Source organism: Thermococcus sp. LS2 (assembly GCF_012027375.1).
In the GTDB taxonomy this organism is placed as follows: Archaea; Methanobacteriota_B; Thermococci; order Thermococcales; family Thermococcaceae; genus Thermococcus_B.
The window spans coordinates 305,196-323,104 of the sequence record NZ_SNUI01000003.1; the positions used below are offsets into that span (position 1 = coordinate 305,196).

The 17,909-nt window shown below is 39.3% G+C and carries 23 protein-coding genes; 14 read left to right on the top strand and 9 right to left on the bottom strand.

Going from position 1 to position 17,909, the window contains the following annotated elements; all coding sequences use genetic code 11:
• Window positions 1-189: 189 nt before the first annotated feature.
• Window positions 190-915 carry an FAD-dependent thymidylate synthase gene (gene thyX / locus E3E24_RS06405; protein WP_167885541.1) on the top strand — a complete coding sequence of 242 codons (726 nt, stop codon included), beginning with the start codon at window positions 190-192 and terminating at the stop codon, window positions 913-915.
• On the opposite strand, the gene E3E24_RS06410 is transcribed toward thyX, so the two are convergent.
• Window positions 912-1,412 carry an HIT domain-containing protein gene (locus E3E24_RS06410; protein ID WP_167885223.1) on the bottom strand — a complete coding sequence of 167 codons (501 nt, stop codon included), beginning with the start codon at window positions 1,410-1,412 and terminating at the stop codon, window positions 912-914. The two genes, thyX and E3E24_RS06410, sit on opposite strands and share 4 nt — an antisense overlap.
• A gap of 91 nt (window positions 1,413-1,503) precedes the next feature.
• Here E3E24_RS06410 and E3E24_RS06415 point away from each other — a divergent pair, with 91 nt between their 5' ends.
• From E3E24_RS06415 to E3E24_RS06425, 3 genes are all read left to right on the top strand, one after another.
• On the top strand, window positions 1,504-2,436 hold the full coding sequence (locus E3E24_RS06415; protein WP_167885222.1) for an RsmB/NOP family class I SAM-dependent RNA methyltransferase: 933 nt from the start codon (window positions 1,504-1,506) through the stop codon (window positions 2,434-2,436).
• Window positions 2,437-2,587: 151 nt separating this feature from the next.
• Complete coding sequence (locus E3E24_RS06420; RefSeq protein WP_167885221.1) at window positions 2,588-3,235, top strand: DUF257 family protein; 648 nt, start codon at window positions 2,588-2,590, stop codon at window positions 3,233-3,235.
• Window positions 3,232-3,912 (top strand): DUF257 family protein, encoded by a 681-nt coding sequence (locus E3E24_RS06425; protein WP_167885220.1) that lies wholly within the window; start codon window positions 3,232-3,234, stop codon window positions 3,910-3,912. Before E3E24_RS06420 ends, E3E24_RS06425 begins: the two co-directional genes overlap by 4 nt.
• Here E3E24_RS06425 and E3E24_RS06430 read toward each other — a convergent pair.
• Window positions 3,872-4,861, bottom strand: coding sequence for a hypothetical protein (locus tag E3E24_RS06430; protein ID WP_167885219.1), 990 nt, complete (start codon window positions 4,859-4,861; stop codon window positions 3,872-3,874). The genes E3E24_RS06425 and E3E24_RS06430 overlap by 41 nt on opposite strands.
• Window positions 4,861-5,451 carry a metallophosphoesterase gene (locus tag E3E24_RS06435; protein WP_167885218.1) on the bottom strand — a complete coding sequence of 197 codons (591 nt, stop codon included), beginning with the start codon at window positions 5,449-5,451 and terminating at the stop codon, window positions 4,861-4,863. The genes E3E24_RS06430 and E3E24_RS06435 overlap by 1 nt, the downstream gene beginning before the upstream one ends.
• A 63-nt stretch (window positions 5,452-5,514) precedes the next feature.
• On the opposite strand from E3E24_RS06435, the gene E3E24_RS06440 reads away from it, so the two are divergent.
• The 5 genes from E3E24_RS06440 (at window position 5,515) to speB (ending at window position 10,043) form a co-directional block, all read left to right on the top strand.
• The gene (locus tag E3E24_RS06440; protein WP_167915734.1) at window positions 5,515-6,579 is read left to right on the top strand and encodes a saccharopine dehydrogenase family protein; all 1,065 of its coding nucleotides are present in this window, start codon (window positions 5,515-5,517) and stop codon (window positions 6,577-6,579) included.
• A 2-nt stretch (window positions 6,580-6,581) separates the two neighbouring features.
• Window positions 6,582-7,241, top strand: coding sequence for a 16S rRNA methyltransferase (locus E3E24_RS06445; RefSeq protein WP_167885216.1), 660 nt, complete (start codon window positions 6,582-6,584; stop codon window positions 7,239-7,241).
• Between the two features lie 63 nt (window positions 7,242-7,304).
• Entirely contained in the window at window positions 7,305-8,621 is a 1,317-nt protein-coding gene (locus E3E24_RS06450; RefSeq protein ID WP_167915735.1) for a sodium-dependent transporter, read from the top strand.
• A gap of 68 nt (window positions 8,622-8,689) precedes the next feature.
• Entirely contained in the window at window positions 8,690-9,103 is a 414-nt protein-coding gene (locus tag E3E24_RS06455; RefSeq protein ID WP_167885214.1) for a translation initiation factor IF-5A, read from the top strand.
• 82 nt (window positions 9,104-9,185) lie between these two features.
• Entirely contained in the window at window positions 9,186-10,043 is an 858-nt protein-coding gene (speB, locus tag E3E24_RS06460; RefSeq protein ID WP_167885539.1) for an agmatinase, read from the top strand.
• Here the strand turns inward: speB and E3E24_RS06465 are convergent.
• The 4 genes from E3E24_RS06465 to E3E24_RS06475 all read right to left on the bottom strand — a co-directional run bounded on the left by E3E24_RS06465 (window position 10,035) and on the right by E3E24_RS06475 (window position 13,764).
• Window positions 10,035-11,246, bottom strand: a complete 1,212-nt coding sequence (locus E3E24_RS06465) for a cation:proton antiporter (RefSeq protein ID WP_370520460.1) — start codon at window positions 11,244-11,246, stop codon at window positions 10,035-10,037. The two genes, speB and E3E24_RS06465, sit on opposite strands and share 9 nt — an antisense overlap.
• A gap of 166 nt (window positions 11,247-11,412) precedes the next feature.
• Window positions 11,413-12,360, bottom strand: coding sequence for a chloride channel protein (locus E3E24_RS13065; protein ID WP_370520461.1), 948 nt, complete (start codon window positions 12,358-12,360; stop codon window positions 11,413-11,415).
• On the bottom strand, window positions 12,323-13,123 hold the full coding sequence (locus E3E24_RS13070; protein WP_370520462.1) for a chloride channel protein: 801 nt from the start codon (window positions 13,121-13,123) through the stop codon (window positions 12,323-12,325). Before E3E24_RS13070 ends, E3E24_RS13065 begins: the two co-directional genes overlap by 38 nt.
• Window positions 13,123-13,764 (bottom strand): hypothetical protein, encoded by a 642-nt coding sequence (locus tag E3E24_RS06475; RefSeq protein WP_370520463.1) that lies wholly within the window; start codon window positions 13,762-13,764, stop codon window positions 13,123-13,125. The genes E3E24_RS13070 and E3E24_RS06475 overlap by 1 nt, the downstream gene beginning before the upstream one ends.
• A 143-nt stretch (window positions 13,765-13,907) precedes the next feature.
• On the opposite strand from E3E24_RS06475, the gene E3E24_RS06480 reads away from it, so the two are divergent.
• The 5 genes from E3E24_RS06480 to E3E24_RS06500 are packed head-to-tail and all read left to right on the top strand — an operon-like array spanning window position 13,908 to window position 16,722.
• Complete coding sequence (locus E3E24_RS06480; RefSeq protein ID WP_167885211.1) at window positions 13,908-14,522, top strand: energy-coupling factor ABC transporter permease; 615 nt, start codon at window positions 13,908-13,910, stop codon at window positions 14,520-14,522.
• Window positions 14,519-14,767 (top strand): PDGLE domain-containing protein, encoded by a 249-nt coding sequence (locus E3E24_RS06485; RefSeq protein ID WP_167885210.1) that lies wholly within the window; start codon window positions 14,519-14,521, stop codon window positions 14,765-14,767. Before E3E24_RS06480 ends, E3E24_RS06485 begins: the two co-directional genes overlap by 4 nt.
• A gap of 2 nt (window positions 14,768-14,769) precedes the next feature.
• Window positions 14,770-15,426, top strand: coding sequence for an energy-coupling factor transporter transmembrane component T (locus E3E24_RS06490; protein WP_167885209.1), 657 nt, complete (start codon window positions 14,770-14,772; stop codon window positions 15,424-15,426).
• Window positions 15,423-16,250 (top strand): energy-coupling factor ABC transporter ATP-binding protein, encoded by an 828-nt coding sequence (locus E3E24_RS06495; protein WP_167915736.1) that lies wholly within the window; start codon window positions 15,423-15,425, stop codon window positions 16,248-16,250. Before E3E24_RS06490 ends, E3E24_RS06495 begins: the two co-directional genes overlap by 4 nt.
• Window position 16,251: 1 nt before the next feature.
• Window positions 16,252-16,722 (top strand): hypothetical protein, encoded by a 471-nt coding sequence (locus E3E24_RS06500; protein ID WP_167915737.1) that lies wholly within the window; start codon window positions 16,252-16,254, stop codon window positions 16,720-16,722.
• A gap of 64 nt (window positions 16,723-16,786) precedes the next feature.
• Here E3E24_RS06500 and E3E24_RS06505 read toward each other — a convergent pair whose 3' ends face one another.
• Both E3E24_RS06505 and E3E24_RS06510 read right to left on the bottom strand, forming a co-directional pair.
• Window positions 16,787-17,335, bottom strand: coding sequence for a permease (locus E3E24_RS06505; RefSeq protein WP_167915738.1), 549 nt, complete (start codon window positions 17,333-17,335; stop codon window positions 16,787-16,789).
• The gene (locus E3E24_RS06510) at window positions 17,332-17,769 is read right to left on the bottom strand and encodes a permease (RefSeq protein WP_240912540.1); all 438 of its coding nucleotides are present in this window, start codon (window positions 17,767-17,769) and stop codon (window positions 17,332-17,334) included. The genes E3E24_RS06505 and E3E24_RS06510 overlap by 4 nt, the downstream gene beginning before the upstream one ends.
• Window positions 17,770-17,909 lie beyond the last annotated feature (140 nt).

A 17,909-nucleotide genomic window follows, 5' to 3' on the forward strand; every position in this document is an offset into this window, starting at 1 on the left:
GAAGCTAATCTTTGATTTTAATAACTATTTCGTCGTTGAAAAATATCATTTAACGAAAGTTTTGGGAAGATTTTGGCGGTATTATTGACAAACATAAATGCAAATTATTGTCTATCTTTCTAAAATTATCCCGACAAGAATAATAAGGAGAGATGTGCTCATTATCTCGGAGGGTTTCTCGTGGATAGGATGAAAGTCAAGCTTATCAACTACACACCAAGACCTTTAGAAACAGTAACATGGGCTGCATTAATTTCATATTGGAGCGAGTGGGAAAGTGAATCCTTCGAAAGGACAACGAAGGCTGATGTGAAGAAGCATCTGCCAAGAGTTCTCTCATACGGACATGAGAGCATTTTGGAGCATGCGGTCTTCACGTTTGCTATTGAAGGCTGTTCTAGAATTTGTAGTCATCAACTTGTAAGACACAGAATAGCAAGCTATACACAGCAAAGCCAGAGGTATATAAAACTGAATCCTGAGGATGTCGAAGAGACATTTTTAATCCCTGAGAGCATTAAAAAGAAGTCTGAACTCTATGAGAAGTGGAAAAAGCTCATGAGAGAGACAATAGAACTGTACGAAGAAACTTATGGAAATGGTATTCATCAAGAAGACGCCCGCTACATTCTTCCCCAAGCCGTTAGAACCAAAATCGTCGTAACAATGAACCTGAGGGAGCTTAAGCACTTTTTTGGTCTTAGGACATGTGAAAGAGCTCAGTGGGAAATCAGAGAAGTCGCTTGGAAAATGCTAGAAGAGATGGCAAAAGTTGAGGAATTAAGGCCAATAATTAAATGGGCAAAGCTCGGGCCGAGATGCATTCAGCTCGGTTACTGTCCCGAGAAAGACCTGATGCCAGAAGGATGTCTCAAGAGGACAAGAGAAAAGTGGAAGAAAATAGCTAAGCTTTAGACTTTTTCCTCTCTTAAAACTTCTTCCAAAGCCTTTTTCAGATCCTCGTAACTCTCCTCTATTGCCTGTGGAATTACCTTAACATCAGCTAGAACTGGCATGAAGTTTGTGTCGCCATTCCATCTTGGAACGATGTGCAAATGAACGTGATCATCTATTCCGGCACCAGCAACTCTGCCCAAGTTGACACCCATATTGAATCCATCGGGATTCATAGCTTTCTTTAGAGCTTTTATCATAAGCTGGGAGAGTTTCATTATCTCCAAAAGCTCCTCATCGGTTAAATCTTCCCACTTTCCAACGTGTCTGTAAGGAGCGATCATGACATGACCTGGATTATATGGATAGTTGTTCATGATTATAAAAGCATGCTTCCCTCTATACAGGATTAGTCTCTCTTTATCTCTGTTCTCTTTCGGGAAATCACAGAAAATGCAACCATCGTGTTTTGGTGAGCGGATGTATCTAATTCTCCATGGTGCCCATATTATTTTCACTCTCTCACCTCCATGAGAGGCAACGCTGATAGATTAAAAAGCTTTTCCCAGACATGGCCAAGTTTTTAAAGCCTCCATCAAAATCTCACTTATGCTCGAAAGACTATTCAGCCTCGGCTACTCAAAGACCTTTGCCGAGAGGTATTATCAGCTCTGGGGAGAGAGAGCAATAAGGATAGCTGAGGCCATGGAAACACCTCTGTCGAGATGCTTTAGAGTGAATACTCTTAGAATTGAAATCCCAAAGCTCACCAAGTTGTTGAACAAAAAGGGTTTTCAGTTTAAACGAGTTCCTTGGGCAAGGGAGGGTTTTTGCTTAACGAGAGAGCCGTTCTCAATAACCTCAACCCCCGAATATTTGAGCGGTCTTCTCTACATTCAGGAAGCAAGCTCCATGTATCCGCCCGTTGCCCTTGAACCAAAGCCAGGTGAGATTGTTGCCGATATGGCAGCCGCCCCAGGTGGAAAAACTTCCTACATGGCTCAACTCATGGAAAACAAGGGAATAATTTATGCTTTTGATGTCGGGGAGGAAAGGCTGAAAGAGATGCGTCTCAACTTATCACGCTTAGGAGTTACAAACACAGTAGTCTTCCACAAGTCCTCGCTTTATATAGGTGAGTTGGGGATTGAGTTCGACAAAATCCTTCTAGATGCTCCATGCACGGGAAGTGGGACAATCCACAAGAATCCAGAGAGAAAAGCAAACAGAACACTGGAGGATGTCAAATTCTGCCAGAATCTGCAGATGAAGATGATTAAAGTAGCTCTGGAGAATCTAAAGAAGGGTGGTATCTTGGTTTATTCAACATGCTCTCTTGAGCCCGAAGAGAATGAATTTGTAATCCAGTGGGTTCTAGACAACTTTGATGTTGAGCTTTTACCTCTTCGCTATGGTGAGCCTGCTTTAATTAAGCCATTTGGAATTGAATTGAGTAAAGAAATTGCGAAAGCTCGACGCTTCTACCCAGACAAGCACAACACAAGCGGATTTTTTGTTGCAAAGATTAAGAAACTCGAATAATGCAAAATGTACAGAAATGGTTACTATATTCTTCAAACGTGAAGAGAAAATAATAAATATACACCAAGCATAATATTCATTGTTAAAACCTCTACAAAGGAACTGATTAAATAATGGAGCTATTACAATTATCATAGGGGGTGAACAAGGAATGTACAATACTCTTGATGAGTTTCTGGAGAAAATAAAACCTGGAGAGACTATCTTGATTGAATATTGCTCGTTAGACCATCCAGAACTTGTGTTCTACTCAATAATAAAATGGGCAAAAGATAAGGGATTTCCAATTTTGATTCACGATATTCTTGATACTCTTCATGTTTTTGCTGAGCATCTGAGACTCAGTGGACATGATATTGGGTTCATTAAAGATATCGCTGTCATTAAATCAGGCGGAATAATGCCTATTGGGAAGATTATAAAGAAGGCGAGAATAACCGATGACATCCCAGTGTACTCGAGAGACATTCACGAAGCCGTAAAAGAGTTCCTCACGAAAATTGAGGAGAGACCAATAATTACAGTTGTCCTTGGTGCAGAAAAAATCCTCAAAAGACATGAAAACCAGCCAAGAGTCATTGAATATTTCTTTGAAGTAGTTGCCAGGAAATTTTTAGGGAATACAAGCAGAATAACTTACATCTTTGGAAATCCCTACATCTTGCGTCAAGACGTGAAAGTTGAATTTGAGGAAAATCCAACCAGAATTTTGGAAGTTTTAGAATACGGCAAAAAAGTGAAAATAAAGAAGTCACCATATCTTCAAGAACTGATGCATGAAATGGAGGTGAGGTTATGACAAACGGAAAAAGTCTCGTTGAGTATCTCGGGGGCATAAAGCTTGGGGAATCAATATTAATTGAATACCATCCCGAAGATCCAGTTCATATACTCTTCAAAGAAGCTTTAGGATACACAAAATATTACAACTACAATCCCATCATACTTGATGTCTTTGACACACTTCACTTAATTAAAGAACAGTTGCGAGTTATGGGGTGGGACGTTAAAAAGATAGAAAAGTTGGATGTAATTAAAGCTGGGGGTATAATTAACAACGGCAATATTGTGAAGAGAATAGATATTTCCAATGATCCGGCAGTCTACACTTTAGATTTGATTGAATTCTTAAAGGGATACTACACAAAAAACAAACCCACCGTTCTCATAGTTCTTGGTATGGATAAACTTTTAAGACTATACACCACTGAGGTTGCAACTCTAGACCTCCATATAGCAGGTGCTATGAAAAAATTCCTAGGGGATGAATCAAGGATCGCATTATACTTTGCAAACATCGAGCTAGTATCAAAGGAGATTCTATATGAGTGGGAAGAGCTAGTCACTAGAGTTTTTGAAATAACACTCAAAGAAAAGAAACAGTTTATAATAAAAGTCAAGAAATCAATAAAAATTGACGAGCACGGGAGGGAATTCATTGTTTCTGCTGAGGAGCTTCCTCTTGTAAAAGTTTAGCTTCGATTTCATGAAGTCTCTTCTTTGCCTCTCCGCTTAACAGTTTTTCCAATTCATCTCTGGCAGCTTTTGCAAGCTCAAATTTGGAGTCAAATCCTTTGGCAACTTTTGTCCATGAAATCTTTTTGTTTTCAACAAAAACATCAATATCAACTAGTCTGTTGTACTCCCTATATTCCAGTCCTTTCAGCAGGAATTTAATTCTCATGGGATCTTCCCAAGTCAAAAGCTTAAGCTTGTAAATCGGAACACGCATAAAAGGTCTCGGATAATCCCAGTCCCAGCCCTCACTTACAATAAACCCTAAGTCTAAGTTCTCAATTACTAATAGAAGCCTCTCAATGTGTTCATCGTATCTTTTGGCCGTATCGTAAAGTTTGATTGTTATTTCAATCCAGTCCGGCACTATTTTGTTCAGCAGTATTGGAATGTCAATTATAAGGTCGCGATAAAACTCCAGAAATTTGGCAGAAACTAGGATAAAGCCCTTTATATCACCCAACTCAATAGGAGAAGACAGCTTTTTATCAGTGAGGACTAATAAAGTGTCCTCCTCTTCTCCCTCAATTAGACCTTCCTCGAAACTCACAATCCGTCCATTATACTTTTCCGAAATCACCTTTAGAGCATTTTCTAAATTTTTTGGTATCCTCATCAGCAAAATAGCACATTCCACATCTACCCTCTCAATGGGAATGCCACGATTCAAAATCTCTTTTAAAACAAGAGGAGCCCTCTTTTTTATTAAGAACGCATCCTCATGAGGTATTGTTTTCTTTTCTTCAATGCCTGTAATAAATAAAATAGTCTCAAACTCTCCGCTTTCTCTCAATGCCTCATTGGCTGATGTTTTAGAAACTCCAAATATTCTAGAAATCTGTTCTTCTGTCTTTTTAATATCAGAAGTTCTCAAAAACAAAATTGAAGGTCCGAACCTAAGCAACCTCATTACAATCCCCTCGCAAGCCGATATCCCCTTTCAAAATTAGTGCCCTTTGGGTATTCAACACTCACCACTCTCTTGTTTGGCAAGAGAATAAAGTTAATCCCGAGCACACCATTTATTCCTTTAGGAATCAACCGAAAGTTATGACCATACAATTTGAAGTCAACTCCATTAATTTCCACAACATCTTTATATTCATGTCCTAGAGCAAGCTTTACTCCTTCAATTTCCACCACACTTCCAGGAGGAATTATTTTTGAAGTTCTAACGTTCTGCCTTAAAATTTCAATATCATCCTCATTTCCTGGCACAATGTATATCTCAGCTCCTGAATTTTCAAGAATTAAAAGCAGTTCTTTCAGAGAGTTTTCGTACTTATTTCTGAGTTCTGGTTTTCTCTCAAGCTTTATATTATCGACTAAATCTCCAGTATGAATTATATAGTCGGGCTTAACTCTCTCAACCAAATTTAAGATAAATGGATAAATATTGTCTGGAGTATCGCTTATGTGCATTATCTTGCGGTATTTACTCCCAAGCAAGACCTCTGACAATTTATTCCTTTGCAAAAAACCCGGTAGGTTAACCTTCATTATTCGCTAGTTTCAACCAGCCTTATATATACCTTTAGGATAACTTCAAAATGGGTGGAGGATATGGAGGTTCTCGTACTTGGAGCTGGAAATGTTGGAAAAGCGATAGCTTATGACTTGAGCAAAGATTTTGAAGTGTGGGTTGGAGACAAGAGCAGAGAGCGGTTAAATGCAGTAGAAGATTTTGCAAATACCATCAAAGTTGATGCATCAAATTTTAACGAATTAGTAGACACTATGAGAAAATTTGAACTAATAGTTGGAGCATTACCTGGAAAATTTGGCTTTGCAACATTAAAAGCAGCAATAAAAGCTCAGAGGGATTTAGTGGATATATCTTTCATGCCAGAAAACCCTATGGAGCTTAGAGATGATGCCGAAAAAGCCCAAGTAACGATAATAGTTGATGCCGGATTTGCGCCTGGGTTGAGCAACATCTTACTGGGAAGGATTTACCAAGAACTTGATGAACTTAAGGAAGGGATAATCAGAGTCGGAGGGCTACCAAAAATAGCTAAACCTCCTTTATACTACAAAATTACTTGGTCTCCATATGACTTAATTGAGGAATACACGCGAAAAGCTAGGATAATCAAGAATGGAGAAATAGTCGAAGTTGATCCCCTTGAAAAGATTGAAAAAGTCAAAATTAAAGATTTTGAGTTTGAAGAATTTGTAAGCGATGGGCTTAGAACCCTCCTAGATAACATAAGAGCAGAGCACTTAGAGGAAAGAACACTCAGATGGCCCGGTCACTTGGAGAAGATTAAAGTTTTAAGGGAACTTGGATTTTTCAAGCCTGAAAACATAGACTTTACGCTGGAAGTAATAGCTCCTTTAATGCAGTATGAAAGCGATGACTTTTCGATAATGGAAGTTTATGGAAGGGGTACACTTAATGGGAAAGAAAAGGAAATCCATTATTTCCTCTATGACGAAGCCAAAGAAGGATTTACCTCCATGGCAAGAGTCACAGGCTTTACAGCCGCAATAATTGCAAGACTCGTTGCTGAAAGAAGCTGCGTTTATGGGGTGATTCCTCCAGAGATTCTGGGAATGAGAGCTGACACGTTTACAAGAATAATCAATGAGCTGAAAGAAAGAGGCATCACAATAGAGAGGTGGTGAAGATGCTGCACTTAATAATAGCAGACTCGGAGCTTGAGCTCGTGCCAAAGAGCATATTAGAGCATCCAGCTGTTGTAAATTATGCCAAAAGAAGGGGGAAGAAACCAGAAGAAGTCCTTTTGGATTCAACATATCATCATGCAGCATTGAAAAAGCTCGAAGACGGCAACAGAAGGGGGAGACCAGATATAGTCCACTTTTGCTTAATAAATGCCCTAGAAAGTATACTCAACAAAAAGGGCAAGCTTAGGGTTTATGTCCATACTAGAAACGACGAAGTAATATATGTAAAACCAGAAACGAGAATACCAAGGAATTACAACCGATTCGTTGGGCTAATGGAGAGCTTGTTTAAGAATAAAGCAGTTCCTCCAGAGCTCGAACTTCTGAGGCTTGAAGAAAAGACACTCAACCAGCTTTTAGAAGAAATCAAACCAGATGCAGTTTTCATAATGCATGAAGAGGGAGAATTCATGAAGCCAAAAGATTTTGGAGAGCTTTTGAAGCAGTTCAAAGAACCAGCAGTTATTGTAGGTGGATTCCCTCATGGAGACTTCAAGAGCACAGTTGACGGAGTGAAAATAAGTCTTTACAGAGAACCATTAATGGCGTGGACTATAGTAAATGAAGTAATCGTGAATTACGAAAATGCTCTTTTCTAAATAACTTTTTATACCTAAATTAACAAGAAATCTAAGATATATCCCATTCAGGGGGGATGAAGCTTGAGGAAATTGACAGCATTGATGATTCTTTTAATAGTTGGATATATGGTAGGAATTTGGACATTTCTGCTATTTCCACAGATACTAATTTCAGGAGGGCTAAAGGCTCTTGCGTTATACGTAGTAATCTCAGCAGCATTGACAGTTGTACCTTACTATGGTCTAGAAGCAACAAAGAAAAGCAGATACTTCTTCTTTGAGTATCTAACAAAGGTTTCCAGAACTCCAGGCGTGGGAATAAGCCTCTTAATGTTTATCCTCATTGGTGCATCATTAATCTTATACTATTCTTCCGTAAGTCTAATATCGGTCTTTGGAAAAAGTGAAATTCTTTATGTAACATTGGTCGTTGTGCTATCACTGCTACTTTCTTCACTAATTCTGTTCAGAGCTAAAGAGAAAAGCATTGTATTGATGGGATGGTTCTCAGTGCTGTTCTTAGTTTTCACAATTATTTCCTACTATCAAATTAGGAGCTTTGCCCTCACAACTGCGGAAAAAATAATCCCCGTTAAGTTTGCCCTTGATACTTTGACAGGAAACATAAGATCTACGATTCTACCTGTAACATTTCCGTTGATAATGAAAATACTCCTCTTAGCATTTCTTGGCCTAGGTTTGGGATTCGGATTTTACATGGTTCTAGGAACCTTTTTACCCGAAGAGGCGGACTCTAGAGTTTTGATTGGTGTGGGATATGTTCTGCAACTCTTAATCGGAGTACTGTCAACTTATATCGTGATATACTCCCTCGCAGTAAGCTTCCCTGGAACCGCAGTGCTTTATGGGCATGCAACTATAAATGAAGCACTTGGATATATCGGAAAAATTGCAGGAGCACTGCTTGAAGCAAAATCTCCACAAGCCAAAACAGTTTTATATCTCCTGATGGTATCCGTCTATCTAGCGGGGATGACAACCTTCATTCCTCTGATTGAAACAGCGGGGCATATAATAAGTGAATCAATGCAGAGTTCAAGGAACAAATCAATTTCTGCAGCTTTGGCTGGAGTTTTCATAGTTTCATTGATTCTAAATTTCAGCTACCTAAGAACATTGTTCCTAGCGATGTTCTTTTCATTCCTTGGTATAATGGTGGCAATTGAAACAATACCATTAATATTAAGCGGAAAAGTGCTTAGTAAAGGAGCAAAGATGTACAGTAGCATTGTTGGCATAGTTGCACTTTTCACGGGAATCAGCATGGTAATAAAGATCTTTTCATTAGGAATCTGGCAAAAACTGGGCATTATGGCTGGTATCGTGTTAGTACTGCCGCTAGTTCTGAACAAGATGCTCCTTAAAACAAGGGCTTAATTCCTTTCAAAAATTTTTTAAATGAGCAAATCAAACTCCACTTAGAACGCTTATCGGAGGTTTGAAAAATGGGAGACAAAACAAGAGTTCAGGTAAGTAAGCTCAAACCTGGAAGATATATTATAATCGAGGATGAACCATGCAAAATCGTAAACATTACAGTTTCATCACCAGGTAAGCACGGTTCAGCAAAGGCAAGAATTGAGGCAGTTGGAGTTTTTGATGGAAAAGTAAGGAGCATTGTCAAGCCAACAAGCGCTGAAGTTGATGTTCCAATAATTGACAAGAGAACAGGCCAAATAATTGCAATAACTCCAGATACAGTCCAGCTTATGGACATGGAAACCTATGAGATCTTTGACGTCCCAATAGAAACAGGCGTCGATGACGAAATTAAGGGACAGCTTAAGGAAGGAATCAACGTCGAGTACTGGGAGACCTTAGGAAGAGTCAAAATCATGAAAATTAAGGGCAGTGAGTGAGCCTTTTCTTTTGTCTTTCTTTTGAAACTTTATCCACCCTAAATCTTATAACCAACATCCCCAACTTTCTCCGGTGATGAAGATGGAGTTCTTCTACACTTATGAGACAATAAAAACTGCCCTCCCTTTAACTGATGCAGAAAACGCTGACTTTGTAATATTCGGTGTGCCATTTGATTCGACAACATCTTACAAGCCCGGAGCGAGATTTGGGCCGACGTTAATAAGGCAAGCCACAATAAACTTGGAGAGCTATATTCTGGATTATGACATCGATTTAGCCGATTTAAAGATTGCGGACATTGGTGATATAGATATTGCCGCTGGAAATCCCATAGAAACAATAAAGAGAATAATAGGAACAATAAAAGAGCTCAAAGAAGCAAACTCAAAAGCTATACCAATAATGTTAGGTGGAGAGCATTCAATGACATATGCCCCAGTGAAGGCTCTAAAACCAAAGAGCTACATCGTCTTTGATGCTCATCTAGATTTAAGGAACGAATATGAAAGCAATCCTTGGAATCATGCATGCGTGGCAAGAAGAATTTCAGAGCTCGGAATAAGTATAGCAGAATTTGGAATAAGGAGCGGTATAAGAGAAGAAGTCGAATACGCCAAGGAGAAAAACATAAGGTGGATTCATGCAAGGGAGTACAGCCTTGAAAAGTTTAAGGAAATCGTAAAGGACATGCCAGAGCCAATTTATATTTCAATTGACATTGACGTTTTTGATTTATCAATGGTGCCCTCTACCGGAACACCAGAAGCGGGCGGCTTGAGATTCTGGGAAGTGATAGAAGCATTAGAATGGCTCACAAAAGAAAAGGAAGTTGTAGGGTTTGACATTATGGAAGTTGCTGGAACTGAGCTTGGAGATATAACAGCAATAACTGGGGCAAAGCTAATGTTTTACCTTATCGGAATGCTGTCAAGATGATTTTGGCTTATATCCATCTTTTATTATCTTTTTCCCTATGCTCTCAACTTCAAGGAGCTTTTCTCTTAAAATTGGAACCCACAGCGTTTCTACTATTACAGAAACCAATACAGTAATTACAGTTGCACTGAGGATTATTTCGCCCCACTGAATCATCTGCTGGTTGTGATACATTAAGCCGAGTGTTAGAGGAAAGCTAGCCAATGCTGAAGGCACAACGCCCCTTGGTCCTTCAAGGGCAATAAAGAGATATTCTTTCGGCTTCCACCAAGGCAAAATTGAGAGAGCGGCAATTGGTCTTGCAACTAAGATTACAACAAACGCTAGGATTACACCATATAGAAGGTTTGAAGTTATGATTTCCAAATCTAAGCTTGCTCCTAATAAAGCGAATATGAATATCGTTGCTAGCGTTGCTAGGCTTTCATTAAAGTGAACCTCCTTTTCTATTGCCCTCATTATTCTCTTCACAGTCCTTGGGTTATCCCTGAAGAACACTTTGTGATTTCCAAGCACAATTCCTGTAACCGTTGCGACGAGATAACCCGAGGCGTTCACGTACTCCCCAGCTAAAAAGCCACCAAAAGCAAGCATTAGAGCAAAGACTTCAATTTCTGGGAAGCCCCTAATTCCCGTTTTCTTTATGAAATAGTATCCGAAGACTCCAAGAGCAATGCCTATCCCTATGGATGCAGCTAGTTCATAGAGGAAAAAGACCACAGCTGCTGGATACAAAGAGATATATTTCGCAATTGATTCCAGAACTGCAGCACTCGGAGCCTGAGGTAAAAGAAGAGCTATTGCAACCGAAGTTAAGACAATACCAAGAGGGTCATTGAAGATTGATTCCGTCACAATTACAGTTTCGATGTCTTCTCTTACCTTATACTGCCTGAACAGGGGGATTAGAGTTGCAGGATCGGTTGCGCTTATGATTGCACCAAAGAGAAAGCCAACAATGAACGGGGTATGAAAAAGCATTGAGAAAGCAAAACCTGCAATCAGAGCGGTTATAAGAAGCCCCAGAGTATCAAGCATTCCAATCGTTTTGATATTCTTCTTCAGCATTCTCCAACTTAATGTATGACCCTCTGTAAAGAGAATCATTACAAGGCCGAAAACTCTTATGTAGTTGAAAAGCTCATGCGCAAGATCGCGGTTTATAAGATTGAGCACTGGACCGACAAAGATTCCAAAGAACACAAAGAGGGGAATGTAAGAGATATTAAATTTTCTGCTGATCAAAAGCGAAATTATCCCACTGCAAGAACCATGAAGAGAATGTAAGCGAGTGTATCAACGTCAGGTATTAGAACATTTGATGTCATCACAATCACCTAATAGAATAAATGAAAGGCCCTTATAACATTTATTCAATGTATATCCCCTCCAAACCTCTGTAATACGTTTTATAAATGTCCCTTTTTGTCACAACTCCAACAAGCTTATTTCTTTCTGGACTTTCAACAACCGGGAGAAGGTTTTGGTTAAATATCATCAACTTTTCAAACGCCTGCTGGGCTGTTTCAGTTGGATAAGCAACAGCATATGGCCTGTTTATAAACTCTCCAACTTTCATGTCTTTGCTTGGGCAGTTTATTAAATCCCTAACCCCAATTATTCCGATAACATTCATATTCTCATCAACCACGGGGAAGCAGTCATGTCCCGTTTTTGCAATCAGTTCTTCAACGTGAGAGAGGGAATCAGTAGAATACACAAATACGGGCTTTCTTGTCATTATGTCTTTCACAGAAATTGTCTCCAGAATAAGGGGCTTTCCAGTTTTAATTTGAATTCCCTTGCGCTCAAGTTTTAATGTATAGACAGAAGAGCCTTTCAATAGAATTCTCGCACTCAAGAAACCTGCGACAGATGATAACATTGCTGGAGGAAGCATAGTGTAATCCTTAGTCAATTCAGCAACCATGAGAATCTGGTTTATAGGTGCCTGAGCAATGCCGCTGAAAAAAGCCGCCATTCCTGCCAAAGCATACGAAGATGGATTTACCCAAGGTATGAAAAACCTCAAAATCATTCCAAAGGTTGCCCCAAAGGCTGTTCCTATATACAAGCTAGGAGCAAAAACCCCTCCACTGTATCCTGAAGCAATGGAAAGTATCGTTGCAAGCATCTTAACAATGATGAGGATAAACAAGACATAGATCGGCAGCAATCCAAACATTGCCAATTTCATTCCATCATATCCAATTCCCAAAATCCCATATTCTGGAAACAGCATGCCTAAAAATCCTACAGTCATTCCGCCAAAAACAAGTTTAGGCAATAATGGAAAGCTGAGAGCTTTCAAATGCATTCAAAAAGATGTATAATGATTTCACAAAAAGAGCTGCCAAAAGTCCAGAGAGGATTCCTAGAAGGAAGAAGAAGGGAAGTTCTGATATGGCATACCCTAAGGAAGAGGGCACCACAATGCCTGAAGCAGAGTCCAAGAGGGCAAGTGTTACCGCATTTCCCGTAATTGAAGCAATAAAAATTGGAACCAAATTAAGAGAGAAAGCCCCCATATAAAGGACTTCAAGGGCAAAAATTGCACCTGCAAATGGAGCATTAAAAGTGCCAGCTATTCCTGCAGCAAGACCGCAAGCTGTTAAAAGCTTTTTCATCTCCTTTGGAAGTTTAAAAAGCTGAGTAGTTATTGAAGACAGAGAAGCTCCTATGAAACCTATCGGACCCTCTCTCCCGAGGCTCGCTCCAGAACCAATGGCTATAGAAGTAGCTATTATCTTCAAAATTGCAAATTTGCTGTGTATTGTGCCATCTTTGAATATGAACGCCTCAATAACTTCTGGAATCCCATTCCCTCGAATATTTGGGGCATACATTATAAGAGGAGCAATTAAAATGCCCCCAATTGCTGGAAGGAGAATGTATCCGAGATTAAATCCACCCACATAAAAGCTAATATGAGGCAAAAGCACAGAGAAGAAGAACGTGTGGAAAAATTCAATCATCAGCCTAAAAACAACTGCTCCAATCCCCCCAATTAATCCAGCCAGGAAGGAGAAAATTAAAATAACTACCCATTTTTTAGCATATTTCTTTGTTTCCCATTCCATCAAGAAAACAATTCGTCTTTTATTTTAAAAGGTTTAGTTAGCTCAAAAGGATATTTCCACCTTTTAACAAGCCACAATCCACTAAACGCTCCTAGGGTATTCATTACTAAATCCCTAAGTTTATTGCTGAGTGTTTCATAGATGAAAGGGATTTCACTTTCGCTGAGCTTCTCAGCAATTTCCCATCCTATGCTTACCACAAGCAGAATCAAAAAGGAATACACAACAACTTGCTTTGAATCTATGGGATATTCTCTTGAAAGCTCATTCAAAACGTGAGCAACCATTACCCAAACTGTCAATCCACCCAGAAAATGGCTTATCATATCTGCATCTGTCAATTCTTTATGAAAGAGATCCATAGTTGTAAATGGAACATTCGCAAGGGAAACGTGAACAGCAATGAAAATTGCTAAGATTGTGATAACCTTGTCATTATAAAGCGGGCTTAAGAAGGGTTTTAATTTTTCTGGGGGAGTTAGTTTTCTCTGAAAGATATCTGGGATAGAGAGACCTATAAGTGCAACACCACTCCTATAAATGTGATCAATGCGCATATAAATAAGACCGCTTATAAGTCCAACAAAAACAATAGCCCTTGAAACTACAATAATTCTCCTCTCAAGGCTAATTTTAATCACCAAAGTAAGATTCTATTTTTCATGTTTTTAGTATTTTTCCAATTTATCAACCTTCAGTTGCCAAGGGAAAGTTGCAAAAAGGTTTTTATATAGTGCTACTATTTAAGATTTAGATAGCACTATTTAGCACGGAGGTGAAAGTATTGCACATCCCAGACGGGCTTTTAAGCATGCCTGTGATAGTTGTGACGTATGCCATAATGATAGTGGTGGTAGCATATTCAGCAAAGAAACTTAAGAACCTACCAGAGAACAAGATTCCCCTTCTTGGGCTTTTTGCAGCTGGAATCTTTGCAGCTCAAATGGTGAACTTTCCAATAATCGGAGGAGTCAGCGGGCATTTGCTTGGAGCAACGCTTGTAGCAATATTACTCGGCCCCTATGCTGCTGTGTTAATAATGACTGCTGTTCTCATAATCCAGACACTTCTCTTTGGAGATGGTGGAATTACAGCGCTTGGAGCTAATATACTCAACATGGGGATACTCGGTGCATTCTTAGGGTATACAGTTTACACTAAGCTAAAGAGCATAAACGAAATTGTAGCGATTGGAGTGGCTTCATGGCTCTCAGTATTTCTTGCAGCAGTTCTGGCAACAATCGAAATTGGAATAAGCAAAAGTCTACCCTTTGGAAAGGTTCTAACACTCATGGCAAGTTACCACGCAATAATTGGGGTGGGAGAAGCCATATTGACCATAATAATTATTCAAGCAGTTAGAGCTAAGCTTCCTGAAGTAGGAGGTGTCCCCGCATGAAAGCAATAGTCAAAGGATTAATCATTATTATCCTCTTACTTGCAATAGCTTTGCCGTTCGCCTCAGATAACCCCGACGGATTAGAAGCAACAATGGAAAAAGTTGGACTTGAGGAGCATCCAGTTTATGAAGCACCACTCGACTATGGAGAAACATGGGGACAGAGCGTAGTTATGGGAATAATTGGAATAGTCTTAGTCTTTGGACTCAGTTATGGGCTTGCTAAGTTGGTAAAGGGGGTTTAAACTTGTATTTGCTCTTTCTTTTAATTTATGCCCTTGCAGTTGTCACGAGAAAAAGTTTGAGTGAGCTTGCATATTTTGGGATGGTCCTTATCGGGCTGATTATCTTTTTAAGGCCAAAAAAGAGCATTTTTGAACATTTGGGATTTTTACTTGGGTTTGAGGGCTTATTATTCATTCTTGCACTTTTCAATCCCGGTGAGCCTTTAGTAAGCACACCAATTGGAGCTATAACAAAAGAAGGAATCCACTCATTCTTCCTGCTTTTAGGAAGGGCTTTCTTGTCTTCTTCAGCTGTTGTTGTGACATCTAACTCTTTAGGCTTCTCAAAGCTTTTGGCTGAAATGGAAGAGCTCAGATTTCCAAGGATATTGATTTTAACGCTTGCATTCACTTACCGCTATCTTGACTTGTTTAAAGATGAAGCACTGAGAATGAAACGAGCCTTAGATTCAAGGGCTTTCGGCATAGGGAAAAGGGAATATTATCAAAAGCTTGGTGCATTACTCAGCGAGATTTTTATGAGAGCCTACATTAGAAATGACAAAATTTACAAAGCAATGCTTTCAAGATGCTTTGGTGAATTTCCAAAATTCGAAAGACATAAAAGCATCATACCACTAATCTTCAGCGTAATTGCGCTGATAGGTGTGCTGATATGATAGAAATAAGGCATCTACATTTTTCCTATGGTGAAAAGGGAATACTCAGAGACATAAATTTAGAAATCAAGAAGGGAGAGGTTTTTGGGTTATTAGGACCTAATGGAGCTGGGAAATCGACCCTCATTCTGCATTTAAATGGGATATTAAAGCCTAAAAAGGGAGAGATTCTGATTGATGGGCTAAATCCAGTTAAAAATCCACGAGAAGTTAGGAAGAGAGTAGGAATAGTTTTTCAAGACCCAAATGACCAGCTCTTCTCACCAACAGTTTTTGAGGATGTTGCCTTCGGCCCTTATAACCTAGGGTTGAGAGGTAAAGAGCTCGAAGAGAGAGTTTATAAAGCATTGAAATTTGTTGGAATGGAAAGCTATGCTGGCAGAGAGATTAAGTATCTAAGTTTCGGGGAGAAGAAGAGGATCGCAATAGCCACTGTTTTGGCTATGGATCCAGAAATTCTGGTCTTTGATGAACCTTTTGCAAACCTTGACTTTAGAGGAAAAGAACAAGTTAGAACACTGATTGAGCAATTTAGAGGGGAAAAGACAATAATCTTAGCCTCCCATGAAGCCGAGTATTTAACGCTCTGCGATAGAATTGCATTGATTGATAAGGGACAGATAATCAAGGTTGGCACTCCAGAGGAAATTTTGGGAGATGTTAAACTCTTAAAAGCTCACAACCTAGACGTTCCTCCTCTCATTGAGCTGTTTCTCAGCTTAAACTTAGGTGTTCCAAAGAACCTCGAAGATGCCAGAGAAAAGATAGCTAACTTTTTAAATCTTTCAACTCAAAAGCTCAGAGTGAATAAAGGGAGGCTTTAAAATGAAAGTTGAAGGATTTGTTGCAAGCTTGAAAAATGCAGAAACAATAGCTCAGCTCTTTGAAATTTTGGAGAAGAAGGGAGCACCAATAATAGAGCTCGACGGGGAAAAGTTCCTCATTGTCGTTGAAGGAGACTTTGAAGGGGTTAAGTTCTGGACAGAGATTAATGGCAAAAAGGCAAACATGGCTCTTGGAGATGCTATGTTAAATTCGGCAAGCTTTCCATTCAAGTGTAAAAAGCCCTATACTGGTGGAAACGCGATATTCGTTAAGATGAGCGACATTGAAAGCGAAGAGTTTTTAGTTGCCTACAAAAGCGAGGGGATTGGACTGTACTTCAAAGTCAAAGAGGGTAAAGCTGAGAAGATAAGCCCAGCCGATTATGAGAGATCAATCCCAGAAATGCCAGAGTTCAAGGTTAAAAGCTTCAGCGAAGAGCAGATGGATATGATGGGTGCTTTCTTCGGTTGAGATATGAAAGGGGAGAAGAATCTCCCCTACAAACAAACTTTACAAAGAGAACGTAGCAGCATCTTCATGAAGTTTGTTCATGTTTGTTTGTCTTTTCGCTCCACAAAATTATTTGTTCTATCGCTATTCCCATGATAATTACAAAGACTACAGTTAAAAGGAGTCTCGCTATCATAAACTTCAGTCCAAGGAATTGGAGCTCCACTAGCTCTTGAGGAATCTTGATACATGCCCATGCTGAAAGAAAGGCAATAATATTGGAGATACGAGCACCTTTTTTAAGTAAAGCCGCGGCTATGGGAAAAGCCACATAAAGAGGACCCGTAGGAAATGCTCCCATGAGTATAGCAAGGAATATACCTTTTATTCCAGAACTTCTTCCCAAATACTTCACGATGACATCATTTGGAACAAACACCGCAAAAAGCCCCATCAATATCATCACAGCAGGCAGTATCAGAATCATCTCCATAAGGAACCCTTTTGAAGATGAAATTACAAGTTCTTTCTTTTCGGGAAACATTAACAACAAAACTATCGCAATCGCTAATGTAATCCCTAAAAAGAGCATATCTTTTACGAATCCTCTTTTCTGTTTTTCTTTCTTTTTCATAATATCGCCCCCATGATAAGCCCGATGATAATTGCAATGATAAAGCTCAATCCATTTCTAAGCAACGCCAGCTTTTTCCCCAATATCCTTATTTCAAGAGGCAGAGTGACCACCCCAATCATTGTCAGTGTAGTTATAAAGACAGCAACTGAGGTAATCGAAGCTCCTTTTTCAAGGAGAGATGCTGCCAACGGAAAAGATATCAACGAAGGGATATGCAATATTGCTCCCAAAAATGCAACAGTAAGCACTCCTTTAAACCCTGCGTTTTCACCGACGATCTTAGAAATTTGACTTTCTGGCACGAAACCAGAAAGCAAACCTATAATGATTATTATGGCAAGAACAGTGGGGAAGATTCTAAAGAATGAGATCACTGCCATCTTTAGTGCTTGTTTTGTTTTTGCTGGATCCCTTGTTAAAGCAAAAACCAAACATACAACACCATGTTGTATCCCAAAATTATTTCGCAAGACATATTAAGCACAAGAACATGAAACTTGATCAGGATAAAATCCACCTGATAATAGTACTACACGAAAAAACAGAATTCAAAACAAAAACAATCAGCAAA